The 13,078-nt window shown below is 64.3% G+C and carries 12 protein-coding genes; all 12 read right to left on the bottom strand.

The features are described 5' to 3' along the window. Window positions 1-67: 67 nt before the first annotated feature. Window positions 68-1,735, bottom strand: a complete 1,668-nt coding sequence (locus tag V1479_RS11080; protein ID WP_368802941.1) for a ribonuclease J — start codon at window positions 1,733-1,735, stop codon at window positions 68-70. An 18-nt stretch (window positions 1,736-1,753) separates the two neighbouring features. Next, entirely contained in the window at window positions 1,754-2,572 is an 819-nt protein-coding gene (locus V1479_RS11075) for a biotin--[acetyl-CoA-carboxylase] ligase (protein ID WP_368802940.1), read from the bottom strand. A 5-nt stretch (window positions 2,573-2,577) separates the two neighbouring features. Beyond that, a complete protein-coding gene (gene nuoN / locus V1479_RS11070; protein ID WP_173191178.1) occupies window positions 2,578-4,014 on the bottom strand; it encodes an NADH-quinone oxidoreductase subunit NuoN in 1,437 nt (478 codons plus the stop codon). Between the two features lie 18 nt (window positions 4,015-4,032). After that, window positions 4,033-5,538, bottom strand: a complete 1,506-nt coding sequence (locus V1479_RS11065) for an NADH-quinone oxidoreductase subunit M (protein ID WP_173191176.1) — start codon at window positions 5,536-5,538, stop codon at window positions 4,033-4,035. Then, a complete protein-coding gene (gene nuoL, locus V1479_RS11060; RefSeq protein ID WP_368802939.1) occupies window positions 5,538-7,520 on the bottom strand; it encodes an NADH-quinone oxidoreductase subunit L in 1,983 nt (660 codons plus the stop codon). The genes V1479_RS11065 and nuoL overlap by 1 nt, the downstream gene beginning before the upstream one ends. 7 nt (window positions 7,521-7,527) lie before the next feature. Continuing rightward, complete coding sequence (gene nuoK / locus V1479_RS11055) at window positions 7,528-7,836, bottom strand: NADH-quinone oxidoreductase subunit NuoK (RefSeq protein WP_173191172.1); 309 nt, start codon at window positions 7,834-7,836, stop codon at window positions 7,528-7,530. 5 nt (window positions 7,837-7,841) lie between these two features. Next, window positions 7,842-8,462, bottom strand: a complete 621-nt coding sequence (locus tag V1479_RS11050; RefSeq protein WP_368802938.1) for an NADH-quinone oxidoreductase subunit J — start codon at window positions 8,460-8,462, stop codon at window positions 7,842-7,844. 125 nt (window positions 8,463-8,587) lie between these two features. After that, window positions 8,588-9,079, bottom strand: coding sequence for an NADH-quinone oxidoreductase subunit NuoI (gene nuoI, locus V1479_RS11045; protein WP_173191169.1), 492 nt, complete (start codon window positions 9,077-9,079; stop codon window positions 8,588-8,590). Between the two features lie 3 nt (window positions 9,080-9,082). Then, window positions 9,083-9,274: a hypothetical protein gene (locus V1479_RS11040; RefSeq protein WP_368802937.1), complete on the bottom strand. Its 192-nt coding sequence runs from the start codon at window positions 9,272-9,274 to the stop codon at window positions 9,083-9,085. Continuing rightward, on the bottom strand, window positions 9,271-10,320 hold the full coding sequence (nuoH, locus tag V1479_RS11035) for an NADH-quinone oxidoreductase subunit NuoH (RefSeq protein ID WP_173191167.1): 1,050 nt from the start codon (window positions 10,318-10,320) through the stop codon (window positions 9,271-9,273). Before nuoH ends, V1479_RS11040 begins: the two co-directional genes overlap by 4 nt. 11 nt (window positions 10,321-10,331) lie before the next feature. Further along, complete coding sequence (gene nuoG, locus V1479_RS11030) at window positions 10,332-12,413, bottom strand: NADH-quinone oxidoreductase subunit NuoG (protein ID WP_368802936.1); 2,082 nt, start codon at window positions 12,411-12,413, stop codon at window positions 10,332-10,334. Window positions 12,414-12,481: 68 nt separating this feature from the next. Next, window positions 12,482-13,075, bottom strand: a complete 594-nt coding sequence (locus tag V1479_RS11025; RefSeq protein WP_368802935.1) for a helix-hairpin-helix domain-containing protein — start codon at window positions 13,073-13,075, stop codon at window positions 12,482-12,484. Window positions 13,076-13,078: the final 3 nt, after the last annotated feature.

Here is a 13,078-nt window from a genome sequence, read left to right as displayed (position 1 = left end):
TCGATCAAACCACTTCCCTCATCCTGAGGTGCGAGCGGAACGAGCCTCGAAGGACGCACCTGTTCTTCTACCGCGTCACGAACACCGTGACGATCGGCTTCTTACCCCAGGCATCGTTGGCGGCGGAGCGCACGGCGCGCCGGACTGCTTCGGCCACGAGGTCGAGGTCTTTTCGCCGGACGCGCGGGATGCTTTCAATTGCGCCGATCGCCGCATCCAGCATCAGCTCCTCGAGCTCTTCGCCAGCGGCATCAGCCTTCGCTACCCCGACTGCAACCAGATCCGGATCGCCGGCGATCTCGTAACGATCGTCCAGCACCACATTCACCGCGACATGGCCGACATAGGAAAGCTTGCGGCGGTCGCGAATGCCCATCGTTTCGTCTGAGCCGATCAGCTTGCCGTCCTTGAACATGCGGCCCGACGGCACCTGGTCGATGATCTCGGCCGGCCCGGGCGCAAGGCGGATCATGTCGCCGTTGCGCACCTGGGCTACCTCGCGAATGCCCGCAGACGCACCGAGCGCCCCATGTGCGACCAGATGCGCCGCCTCTCCGTGAACGGGCACCAGCACCTGCGGGCGCGTCCATTCGTACATCCGCTTGAGTTCGTTACGCCTTGGGTGGCCGGACACGTGCACCAGAGCATCGCTGTCCTCGATAATCTTGATGCCCTGCTCGATCAGCAGGTTCTTGGTCTCCAGGATCGCCTTCTCGTTGCCGGGAATCACGCGCGAGGAATAGACCACCGTGTCGCCAGGCGAGAGCGCGACATTGCGCATCTCGTCGCGCGCCAACTTGGCGAGTGCCGCGCGCGGCTCGCCCTGGCTGCCGGTGCACAGGATGACGAGGTTTTCGCGCGGGATATAGCCGTAATCGTCCTCCTCGACGAATTCCGGCAGGCCGTCGAGATAGCCGAGTTCGGTCGCCACGTTGATGACGCGCTTGAGCGACGAGCCCAGGACCAGCACCTGCCGCCCTGCATCGCGCGCGGCTTCAGCGATCGAGCGGATGCGGCCGACATTGGATGAGAAGGTGGTCACGGCGACACGGCCAGCAGCGGCCTCGATGACCCCCTTCAGCCCTTCGCCGACGGCCTCTTCCGACGGCGATTCCCCCTCTCGCATTGCGTTGGTGGAATCGCAGATCAGGGCCCTGACACCTTCGTCGCCGAGCGCGCGGAACCGCTGCTCGTCGGTCTTGCGGCCGATCGTCGGCGCCGGATCGATCTTCCAGTCGCCAGTGTGAACCACCATGCCCAGTGGCGTGCGGATCGCCAGCGATACCGGCTCGGGGATGGAGTGCGTAACGCCCACCGCCTCGATGTCGAAGGGGCCGACCTGAAAGCGGTCGCCGGCGTTGAATATCTGCACGGGGATTTCCGGGCCGCCATCCATGCGCCGCTTGGCGCCCAGAAGCCCGGCGCTGAACGGCGTCATCCATACAGGCTTCTTCAGACGCGGCCAGATGTCCAGCAGCGCGCCGTAGTGGTCCTCATGCGCGTGTGTAATCACGATGCCGCGCAGATTGGCGACCTCGCTCTCGATGAAGCGCGTGTCGGGCAGGACGAGGTCCACACCCGGCAGCGTCGCGTCCGGAAATGTCACCCCCACATCGACCACGATCCACTCGCGCGCGCCCGCTGGCCCCAGCCCGTAGAGCGCGAAGTTCATGCCGATCTCGCCGACGCCGCCCAGCGGGCAGAACACCAGTTCGGGTTCGTTGTTCCTTGCCATCGCCGCTTCCTTTCCGTTTCAGGCCGAGGCGACCGCGCCGAAATGCACGTCGCCGGCGGCGATGGTGGTGACGTTGCCCTCCTCGTCCCGAATGACGAAGCGACACTGCTCGTCGATCGTTTCGAAGATGCCGCGCACCACGCGCCCTTCCATTCTCACCGCCACGGGCGAACCAAGCCCGGCGGCGCGTTTCAGCCATCGCTCGCGGATCGCGGCGAGCCCCCTGCCCTCGTCCCAGATTCGCGCATTGTCGACCCACGCATCGGACAACGCAATGAACAGCGTTTCCGCGTCACAGGTTGCACCGAGCGCGGCAAGAGACGTCGCGGGATAGGGAACATCCTGCGGGTGCGCGACGACATTCACGCCGATGCCGATGGCAAGAGCGAAGCGGGATTCGTCCAGCATGGCCGATTCGAGCAGGATGCCGGAGAGCTTTGCGCCATCCGCCAGCAGGTCGTTGGGCCATTTGAGCTCGAAGCGCCCGCCGCCGATGGGTGTGCCGCCATCGACGCCGACGCTCACCCCGCGCCCCGGAATCACCGCCGCCAGCGCATCCGCCAACGCGAGCCCGGCCACAAACCCTAGCGTTGCGGCCGCCTTGATGTCGAAACCCGGCACCAGAAGAAGCGTTGCCGCGAGGTTGCCTTCCGGCGTCTCCCAGGCGCGGCCGCGCCGGCCCCTGCCCGCTTCCTGCCGCTTCGAGACCAGCCAGAGCTTGCCATCGTCCCCGCCGCGCGCGCGTTCGATCGCCACGGCGTTGGTCGAGCTTACGGTGTCGAAGGCTTCGAGGCGGTACCCCAGCGTTGCCGCGGTCGGCGCGAGCGAAAATCCCATGCCGCTCAGAAGAAGGTTGCCGCTGCAGCCTCGGCCATGCGTTCGAACGGACCGCCGACGACGGCGTAGAACAGCACGAGCAGACCGGAGAGGCCCAGCACGAGCCGCAGCTCACCCGCCATCGGCAGGAAGCCGCCGGCAGGCTGGTCGAACCACATGATCTTGATGATGCGCAGGTAGTAGTAGGCGCCCACGACCGACGCGAGAACGCCGATGATTGCCAGCGGATAGAGTTCGGCATCCATGGCCGCCAGGAACACGTACCACTTGCCCCAGAAACCGGCGAGCGGCGGAATGCCTGCCAGCGAGAACATCAGGATGGTCAGGATGACCGCCATAAGCGTGTTGGTCGATGCGAGGCCGGACAGGTCGTCGATGCGCTCGACATTGCCCTCTTCGCGCCGCATGGCGAGGATGAAGGCAAACGTGCCGAGCGTCATGATCAGATAGATCAGCATGTAGAGCGCGACGCCGCGCACGCCAGCCTGGGTGTTGGCCGCAAGGCCCACCAGCGCGAAGCCCATATGCGCGATCGACGAATAGGCCATCAGGCGCTTGATATTCGTCTGGCCGATCGCCGCGAATGCGCCGAGAACCATCGATGCGATAGCGACGAAGACGACGATCTGCTGCCAGTCGGCCGCGACCGGCTCGAACGCGCCGACGGTCACGCGCACCAGCAGCGCCATTGCCGCCATCTTGGGCGCGGCGGCGAAGAACGCCGTCACGGGCGTCGGCGCGCCTTCATAGACGTCCGGAGTCCACATGTGGAACGGCACCGCCGAGATCTTGAAGGCAAGGCCGGCAAGCACGAAGACAAGACCGAACACCAGGCCGAGCTGGCGCTCGCCGCCGCTCAGCGCAGACGCGATCGCTTCGAAACCGGTGTTGCCGGTGTAGCCGTACACGAGGCTAATGCCGTAGAGCAGCATGCCCGACGACAACGCGCCGAGGACGAAATATTTCAGGCCCGCCTCGGTGGAGCGGAGATTGTCGCGGTTGATGGCGGCGATCACGTAGAGCGCAAGCGACTGCAGTTCGAGGCCGAGATAGAGCGCGATCATGTCGTTGGCCGACACCATCAGCAGCATGCCGAGGGTGGCCAGCACGATCAGCACCGGATACTCGAACTTGTCGAACTTCTCCTCGCGGGCGAAGCCGACCGACATGATCAGCGTTACCACGGAGCCGATCAGCGTCAGCACCTTCATGAAGCGTGCGAACGGGTCGCTGACAAAGGCGCCGCCAAAGGCTTCTCCGTCGCCGGTGAACACCAGCATCCAGCCTCCCGCACCGATCAGCAGTGCGATAGCGAGGCCGGTCACGGTCGTATTGGCGCGTTCGCCGGAGAAGACGCCGATCATCAGCAGCACCATCGCACCCACGGCCAGGATGAGTTCCGGCGTCGCGAGAGTGAGGCTTGTGGAGAGTTCTGCCGTCATGATGTCCGTTCCGGCTTCCTAGCGCAGCGTCGCGGCCTGGGTGGCCTCGATCGACAGCGTTACATTGTTGACAAGCGCGTCGACCGAAGCGGCCGTCACGTCGAGGACGGGTGCTGGGTAGACACCGAAGAGGATGACGAAGAACACCAGCGGATAGATGATCACCTTCTCGCGCGTCGAGAGGTCGAGCAGGCCCTTCAGGCTTTCCTTCGTCAGCGCGCCGAACACCACCCTGCGGTAGAGCCACAGCGCGTAGGCGGCAGACAGGATCACGCCGGTCGCGGCGAACAGCGCGACCCAGGTGTTCACGCGGAACACGCCAAGCAGTGTCAGGAACTCGCCGACGAAGCCGGAGGTGCCCGGCAGGCCGACATTGGCCATGGTGAAGATCAGGAACACGACCGCGTATTTCGGCATGTTGTTTACGAGGCCGCCATAAGCGTCGATCTCGCGGGTATGCATACGGTCATAGACGACGCCCACGCACAGGAACAGCGCGCCGGAAACCAGCCCGTGCGACAGCATCTGGAAGATGCCGCCCTGGATGCCTTCGACGTTCATCGCGAAGATGCCCATGGTCACATAGCCCATGTGGGCGACCGACGAGTAGGCGATCAGCTTCTTGATGTCTTCCTGCATCAGCGCCACCAGCGAGGTGTAGATGATGGCGACGATCGAGAGCGTGAACACGAACGGCTGGAAATAGAGCGAAGCATCCGGGAACATCGGCAGCGAGAAGCGCAGGAAGCCGTAGCCGCCCATCTTCAACAGGATCGCCGCCAGGATGACCGAGCCGGCCGTCGGTGCCTCCACGTGTGCGTCCGGCAACCAGGTGTGCACCGGCCACATCGGCATCTTCACGGCAAACGATGCGAAGAAGGCAAGCCACAGCCATGTCTGCATGCTGGCCGGGAAATCATGCGTCAGCAGCGTGGGAATATCGGTCGTTCCGGACTGCCAGAACATCGCCATGATGGCCAGCAGCATCAGCACCGAGCCGAGCAGCGTGTACAGGAAGAACTTGAACGAGGCGTAGACGCGACGCTTGCCGCCCCACACGCCGATGATGATGAACATCGGCACGAGGCTGGCTTCGAAGAATACGTAGAAAAGCACGATGTCGAGCGCGCAGAACACGCCGATCATGATCGTTTCCAGGATCAGGAAAGCGATCATGTATTCCTTGACGCGGCTTTCGACGGACTCCCACGAGGCCAGAATGCACAGCGGCATGATGAACGTGATCAGGATGACGAACAGCATGGAAATGCCGTCGACGCCCATGTGGTAGGAGATGCCGGAGCCCAGCCACTCCACCTTCTCCACCATCTGGAACCCGGCATAGCCGCTATCGAAGCCGGCCCAGATGAACAGCGACAGCACGAAGGTGAACACGGTCGTCAGCAGCGCAACGTTGCGGATGTTGCGGCGTGCGGCGGCGCCCTCGTCCCTGATCAACAGGATCAGGAACACGCCGACGAGCGGCAGGAAGGTGACCGTGGAGAGAATCGGCCAGTCGGTCATCAGTAGGAACCCCCGAGCATCATCCACGTCACGAGGGCAGCGACGCCGATGAGCATTGCGAATGCGTAGTGATAGAGATAGCCGGTCTGCAACTTGACGACGCGGTCGGTGATGTCGACGACGCGGGCTGCGATGCCGTCAGGCCCCATGCCGTCGATGACCGTCCCGTCGCCCTTTTTCCAGAGGAAGCGGCCGAGGCGCTTCGCCGGCCTGACGAACAGGAAGTCGTAGAGCTCGTCGAAATACCACTTGTTGAGCAGGAACTGGTACAGCCCCTGATGGCGCTCGGCGAGCTGGCGCGGCGCGTCCGGCGACTGGATGTAGAACCGGTAGGCGGTCACGAAGCCGAGGATCATCGCGACCAGCGGCGCGAGCTTCACCCACAGCGGCACGTCGTGGAACTCGTGCAGGATGTGGTTTTCCGGCAGGATGAACAGCGCGCCCTTCCAGAAGGCATCGTGGTGATAGCCGATGAACCAGTCATGGAACACGATACCGGCGAACAGCGCCCCGACAGCCAGGATGAAGAGCGGCACCAGCATGACCGGCGGCGATTCATGCACGTGGTGCATCACCTCCGACGACGCCCGCGGCTTGCCGTGGAACGTCATGAAGATCAGCCGCCAGGAATAGAAGCTGGTGAAGACGGCCGCCACCACCAGCAGCGTGAAGGCGAAGCCCGCCAGCCCGTTGTGTCCGGCGAACGCGCCCTCAATGATAGCGTCCTTGGAGAAGAAGCCTGCGGTGCCGATCACCGTCAGCGGGATGCCGACGCCGGTGAGCGCCAGCGTGCCGATGACCATCATCCAGTAGGTGGTCGGGATCAGCTTGCGCAGCCCGCCCATCTTGCGCATGTCCTGCTCGTCGGAGACGGCGTGGATGACGGAACCCGAGCCCAGGAACAGCAGCGCCTTGAAGAAGGCATGCGTGAACAGGTGGAAGATCGCCGCCGAGTAGAAGCCCATGCCGAGCGCAACGAACATGTAGCCGAGCTGCGAGCAGGTCGAATAGGCGATGACGCGCTTGATGTCGTTCTGGACGAGGCCAACCGTCGCCGCAAAGAAGGCGGTGAAGGCGCCGATGAACGTCACGAACAGCAGGGCCGCGTGCGACAGTTCGAAGATCGGCGACAGCCGCGCCAGCATGAACACGCCGGCCGTCACCATGGTGGCGGCATGGATGAGCGCGGAGACCGGGGTCGGACCTTCCATCGCGTCCGGCAGCCAGGTGTGCAGCGGCACCTGCGCCGACTTGCCCATGGCGCCCATGAACAGCAGCAGACAGATCGCCGTCAGCGCGCCGCCCTGCGTCAGCGACCAGCCGAGGAACGTAAAGATCGCCTCACCCGAAGCGTCCGGATTCTCGGCGACCGAGGCCGCGCTGGCGAAGATCGTGTCGAAATTGACCGAACCGAACAGCACGAACACGCCGAACAGGCCGAGCAGGAAACCGAAGTCGCCGACGCGGTTGACCACGAAGGCCTTGATGGCCGCGGCGTTGGCCGACGGCTTCTTGAACCAGAAACCGATCAACAGGTAGGAGGCGAGACCTACGCCCTCCCAGCCGAAGAACATCTGCACCAGGTTGTCGGCCGTCACCAGCATCAGCATGGCGAAGGTGAACAGCGACAGATAGGCGAAGAAGCGCGGCCGGTGCGGGTCGTGATGCATGTAGCCGATCGAATAGACGTGCACGAGCGCCGAGACCGTGTTGACCACGACCAGCATGACGACCGTCAGCGTGTCGATTCGCAGCGCCCAGGCAACGTCGAGCCCGCCCGACTGGATGAAGCGCAATACCGGCACGGTGAACGCCTCGCCGTCGCCGAAGCCGACCGTGAAGAAAGCCAGCCACGACAGCGCGGCGGCAATGATGAGGAAGCCTGAGGTGATATATTCCGACGCCTTCGCGCCGATCGACCGGCCGAACAGGCCGGCGATCAGGAAGCCGAGAAGCGGAAGGAAGACGATCGCGTGATACATGATCCGCTCAGCCCTTCATCATGTTGACGTCTTCGACGGCGATCGAACCGCGGTTGCGGAAGAAGACGACGAGAATTGCAAGTCCGATCGCGGCCTCGGCCGCGGCCACCGTCAGCACGAACAGCGCGAACACCTGTCCGACGAGGTCGCCGAGCGCTGCCGAAAAGGCGACGAAGTTGATGTTCACCGCGAGCAGGATAAGCTCGATCGACATCAGGATGACGATGACGTTCTTCCTGTTCAGGAAGATGCCGAACACGCCGAGCGTGAACAGGATTGCCGATACGGTGAGAAAGTGTGCGATGCCGACTTCCATGACACTCAGAGTCCCTTGCCCGTCTCGACCTTCTTGACCTCGATCGAGGTCTGCGGCGTGCGCCGCACCTGCGCGCCGATGTCCTGGCGCTTGACGCCCGGCTTGTGGCGCAGGGTCAGCACGATGGCGCCGATCATGGCGACCAGCAGCACGAGACCCGCGATCTGGAAGAAGTAGATGTAATCCGTGTAGAGAATGTCGCCGAGCGCGGCGGTGTTGTGCCGCTCGGCAAGCGCCGGTATCGACCGCGCGATCTCGCTCGCCAGTTCCGGCGTAAAGGTGTAGCCGCCCAGCACGATGATCAGCTCAGCCGCGAGGATGAGGCCCACCATGGCGCCCACCGGCGCATATTGCAGGGCGCCCTGCTTCAGTTCGACGAAATCGACGTCCAGCATCATGACCACGAACAGGAACAGCACGGCCACCGCGCCGACATAGACAACCAGCAGGATGACGGCGAGGAACTCCGCGCCCGTCAGCAGGAAGAGCGCTGCCGCGTTGAAGAACGTCAGGATCAGGTAGAGCACGGAGTGCACGGGGTTGCGGGCCGAGATGACCATGAAGGCCGCCGCGACCGCGATGAAGGCGAACAGATAAAAGAATATCGCCTCGAGTCCTGTCAGCATGGGTTCCCCCGGTTCCTTTCAAGAGCGGGCGTAGCGCCCTGCCCCTCTCCGGCCGCGCCCGCCTCCGGGCCGCGAATCCGCGTGTCTCTTAGACGAGCCGCCCCGGCGCGTCCACTCGTGACGCCCTACCGATAGGGCGCATCCACTTCCAGATTGCGCGCGATCTCGCGCTCCCACCGGTCGCCATTGGCGAGCAGCTTGTCCTTGTCGTAGTAAAGTTCCTCGCGCGTCTCCGTCGCGAACTCGAAGTTCGGCCCCTCGACGATGGCGTCGACCGGGCAGGCTTCCTGGCAGAAGCCGCAATAGATGCATTTCACCATGTCGATGTCGTAGCGCACCGTGCGGCGCGTGCCGTCGTTGCGGCGCGGCCCGGCCTCGATGGTGATGGCCTGCGCCGGGCAGATCGCCTCGCAGAGCTTGCAGGCGATGCAGCGTTCTTCCCCGTTGGGATAGCGGCGCAGCGCGTGCTCGCCACGGAAACGCGCCGAGACCGGCCCCTTCTCGTTGGGATAGTTCAGCGTCGCCTTGGGCGCGAAGAACTGCCGCATCGAGAGGAAGAAGGCCCCGACGAACTCGGCCAGGAGCAGCGATTTGGCGGCTTGTGCGAGAGCGGACATTTCCTATTCTCCAGCAAAAAGAGAGCCGGCGAACCAGCCCACGATCGGCAGCAGCACGATCTGGACGATGCCGGAAACGGTGAGCGCGCGCTTCGTCTCTGGAAGCTCGACCCTGCCGGCGAGCACGCGCATGAAGATCATGCTCGCCACGCCAAGCAGCAGTCCGATGAAGGCGCCTGTCAGGCTCGCGCTCATGCGACCATCAGCTCCCAGACCTTGAGGAAGGTGGCGGTCGCGACGACCATGAACAGGGAGATAGGCAGGAATACCTTCCAGCCAAGGCGCATGAGCTGGTCGTAGCGGTAGCGTGGCACGAATGCCTTCACCATCGCGAACATGAAGAACATCATGCAGACCTTCAGCACGAACCAGATGACGCCCGGAACCCAGGTGAACGGCGCGAAATCGAACGGCGGCAGCCAGCCTCCCAGGAACAGGATCGTGGCCAGCGCGCACATCAGCACGATGGCGACGTATTCGCCGAGGAAGAACAGCAGGAACGGCGTCGACGAATATTCGATCATGTGGCCGGCGACGAGTTCCGACTCGGCCTCCACAAGGTCGAAGGGCGGGCGGTTCGTCTCGGCCAGCGCCGAAATGAAGAAGATGACGAACATCGGGAACAGCGCCAGCCAGTGCCAGTCGAGGAACGAGTTGGGCAGCCCGATGGTGGTGCCGAGGCCATCGCGCTGCGCAAGCACGATGTCGGTCAGGTTCAGCGAACCCACGCACAAAAGAACGGTGACGATGACGAAGCCGATCGAGACTTCATAGGACACCATCTGCGCGGCCGAGCGAAGCGCGCCGAGGAACGGATATTTCGAGTTCGACGCCCAGCCGCCCATGATCACGCCATAGACCTCGAGTGACGAGATGGCGAAGACGTAGAGGATGCCTATATTGACCGTCGCGATCGCCCAGCCCTCGGAGACGGGGATAACCGCCCAGGCCGAGATCGCCAGCACTGCGGAGACCAGCGGCGCGAGCAGGAACACGCCCTTGTTGGCGCCCGACGGGATCACCGGCTCCTTGAAGACGAACTTCAACAGGTCGGCGAAGGCCTGCAGCAGGCCCCACGGACCGACCACGTTGGGGCCGCGGCGAAGCTGCACCGCCGCCCAGATCTTGCGGTCGGCGTAAAGCAGATAGGCGACAAGGATCAGCAGGACGACGATCAGCAGGACCGACTTGCCCAGGATGATGAGTGCCGGCAGCACGTAATATGCGAAAAAGGATTCCATCAGTCCCGCCCCTACTCGGCCGCCTGCTTGAAGCCGCCCTTCGCCAAAGCCGAGCATTCGGCCATGACGGCGGAGGCCCGGGCGATCGGGTTCGTCAGATAGAAGTCTTTCACCGGCGACGCAAACGGCGTCTTGGAAAGCCTTCCGGGCTTCTTCACGAGTGCCGCGATCTCGCCCGGCGCGCCGGCCGCGATCTCGTCGATGCCCGCGAAATGCGGGAAGTCCTCGTAGAGCTTCGCGCGAAGCTGCGGCAGCGAATCGAAGGGCAGCTTGTGGCCCAGTACGTCGGAAAGCGCGCGCAGGATCGCCCAGTCTTCCTTGGCGTCGCCGGGCGCGAAGCCGGCGCGGTTCGTCATCTGCACGCGGCCTTCGACGTTCACATAGGTGCCCGACTTCTCGGTATAAGTCGCGCCCGGCAGGATCACGTCGGCGCGGTGTGCGCCGGCATCGCCGTGGCTGCCCACATAGACGGTGAAGGCATTGCCAATCGCGTTCATGTCGAACTCGTCGGCGCCCAGCAGGAACAGCACGTCGAGCGCGCCCATCATTGCGGAGGCATCCTTGCCGCCCTCACCCGGCACGAAGCCGAGGTCTAGCCCGCCGACGCGCGCGGCGGCCGTGTGGAGCACAGCGAAGCCGTTCCAATCATCGGACACTGCCTGAACATCGGTTGCGATCTTCGCTGCCAGCGACAGCACCGATGCGCCGTCGGAACGCGCCAACGCACCCTGGCCGACGATGATGAGCGGGCGCTTCGCCTTCTTCAGCACCGAGAGGAACTTGATCGAGCCATCGGCAAGCTGGGCCAGCGTTTCGGAACCTGCGCCCAGCATCTCGTAGTCGTAGCGCAGGTCGCCGACATCGCCGATCACGCCAACCGGCAGATCGCCAGCGCGCCAGCGCTTGCGGATGCGCGTGTTGAGCACCGAGGCCTCGAAGCGAGGATTGGCGCCGATGATGAGCACGGCGTCTGCGGCCTCGATGCCGTCGATCGTCGGGTTGAAGATGTAGCTCGAGCGGCCGGCTGCCGGGTCAAGCGCGGCACCGTCCTGGCGGCAGTCGATATTCGCCGAGCCGAGCGAGCCCATCAGCAGCTTCAGCGCGTACATTTCCTCGACGGTCGCCAGATCGCCGGCGATCGCGCCGATCCTGTCGCCGGAGGTCTTCGACACCGCGTCCCTGATCGCCACGAAGGCTTCCGGCCAGCTTGCCGGCTGCAGGCGGCCATCCCTGCGGATGTAAGGCCGGTCCAGGCGCTGCGAACGCAGGCCGTCCCAGATGAAGCGGGTCTTGTCGGAGATCCACTCCTCGTTCACCTGCTCGTTGACGCGCGGCATGATGCGCATCACCTCGCGACCGCGCGTATCGACCCGGATCGCCGAGCCGACGGCGTCCATCACGTCGATGGATTCGGTCTTGGTCAGCTCCCACGGCCGCGCCTGGAAGGCATAGGGCTTGGAGGTCAGCGCGCCGACCGGGCACAGGTCGATCACGTTGCCCTGCAGCTCGGAGGTCATGGCCTCCTCGAGATAGGTCGTGATCTCGGCATCCTCGCCACGGCCGATCAGCCCCAGCTCCGAGATTCCGGCCACTTCGGTCGTGAACCTCACGCAACGCGTGCAGTGGATGCAGCGCGTCATGATCGTCTTGACCAGCGGGCCGATGTACTTGTCTTCGACCGCGCGCTTGTTCTCGTGATAGCGCGAGGCATCGACGCCGAACGCCATCGCCTGGTCTTGCAGGTCGCATTCCCCGCCCTGGTCGCAGATCGGGCAGTCGAGCGGATGGTTGATGAGCAGGAACTCCATCACGCCTTCGCGGGCCTTCTTGACCATCGGCGTGTTGGTGAAGACTTCCGGCGGCTCGCCGTTCGGGCCGGGGCGCAGGTCGCGCACGCCCATGGCGCAGGAGGCTGCCGGCTTCGGCGGCCCGCCCTTCACCTCGACGAGGCACATGCGGCAGTTGCCGGCGATCGACAGCCGTTCGTGGAAGCAGAAGCGCGGCACTTCCGCGCCCGCCTCTTCCGCTGCCTGCAACAGCGTGTAGTGATCGGGAACCTCGATCTCTTTGCCGTCTACCTTCAGTCTAGCCATATCGCCTCAACCCCGCGGAATAACCGCAATCCTTGCTTTGGCACCGCGTCCGGTGCCGAAATTCTTCGTCACGCGTCTGCCGAAAGCGCCTTCGCCTGCCCGACCCAGTCGTCGCGGCCGATGCGGCCGGCAAATCCCAGATGATCGTCCAGCCAGGCAAGCTCCGCCGGCTGCAACGCGGCCACCTGCCCGTATGTCCAGATGCCGAGCTCGTTCAGCACCTTTTCCAGCTTCGGCCCAATCCCGCCGATCGCCTTGAGGTCGTCCGGCTGCGCCGGCTTCGTCATCGGTGCCGGCTTTCCTGCCGGAGCCTTCGCCGTTTGCGCAACCTTGCGCGCCGGGGCTTTCGCCTTGGCGATAGTCGCAGGCTTCCTGTCCTGCGTCGGCCGCGATACGACCAGCTTGAGCGGAGCCGGCTTCGCTGCGGGACGCGACGCTGGCGCCGCCTCGTCCGAGAGGCCCTGCATCAACCGCTGCGAGGCTTCCGCCGCACCAGCCATGGCGCCAAGCCACATGCCGATCGCCTGGCCCGCGAGGCCGAGGCCAAGCGCGCCCATGGCGGCGGCGCCCGCGAACGGATGCGCCATCAGGTTGATCGCACCAGCGATCTCCTGCGGCATGGCGGCATCGTAGGCCGTTGTGGTTTCCTGGCTCTTGCTCATCTC

Source organism: Neoaquamicrobium sediminum (assembly GCF_040970315.1).
GTDB lineage: Bacteria > Pseudomonadota > Alphaproteobacteria > Rhizobiales > Rhizobiaceae > Aerobium > Aerobium sediminum.
The sequence above is the reverse complement of the archived record's forward strand: the minus strand, read 5'-3'. Positions and strand labels throughout refer to the sequence as shown.

Coding starts and splice junctions, on each gene's coding strand:
- V1479_RS11080 (WP_368802941.1), bottom strand. CDS start 1,735: ATGGCAAGGAACAACGAACCCGAACTGGTGTTCTGCCCGCTGGGCGGC.
- V1479_RS11075 (WP_368802940.1), bottom strand. CDS start 2,572: ATGGGATTTTCGCTCGCGCCGACCGCGGCAACGCTGGGGTACCGCCTC.
- nuoN (WP_173191178.1), bottom strand. CDS start 4,014: ATGACGGCAGAACTCTCCACAAGCCTCACTCTCGCGACGCCGGAACTC.
- V1479_RS11065 (WP_173191176.1), bottom strand. CDS start 5,538: ATGACCGACTGGCCGATTCTCTCCACGGTCACCTTCCTGCCGCTCGTC.
- nuoL (WP_368802939.1), bottom strand. CDS start 7,520: ATGTATCACGCGATCGTCTTCCTTCCGCTTCTCGGCTTCCTGATCGCC.
- nuoK (WP_173191172.1), bottom strand. CDS start 7,836: ATGGAAGTCGGCATCGCACACTTTCTCACCGTATCGGCAATCCTGTTC.
- V1479_RS11050 (WP_368802938.1), bottom strand. CDS start 8,462: ATGCTGACAGGACTCGAGGCGATATTCTTTTATCTGTTCGCCTTCATC.
- nuoI (WP_173191169.1), bottom strand. CDS start 9,079: ATGTCCGCTCTCGCACAAGCCGCCAAATCGCTGCTCCTGGCCGAGTTC.
- V1479_RS11040 (WP_368802937.1), bottom strand. CDS start 9,274: ATGAGCGCGAGCCTGACAGGCGCCTTCATCGGACTGCTGCTTGGCGTG.
- nuoH (WP_173191167.1), bottom strand. CDS start 10,320: ATGGAATCCTTTTTCGCATATTACGTGCTGCCGGCACTCATCATCCTG.
- nuoG (WP_368802936.1), bottom strand. CDS start 12,413: ATGGCTAGACTGAAGGTAGACGGCAAAGAGATCGAGGTTCCCGATCAC.
- V1479_RS11025 (WP_368802935.1), bottom strand. CDS start 13,075: ATGAGCAAGAGCCAGGAAACCACAACGGCCTACGATGCCGCCATGCCG.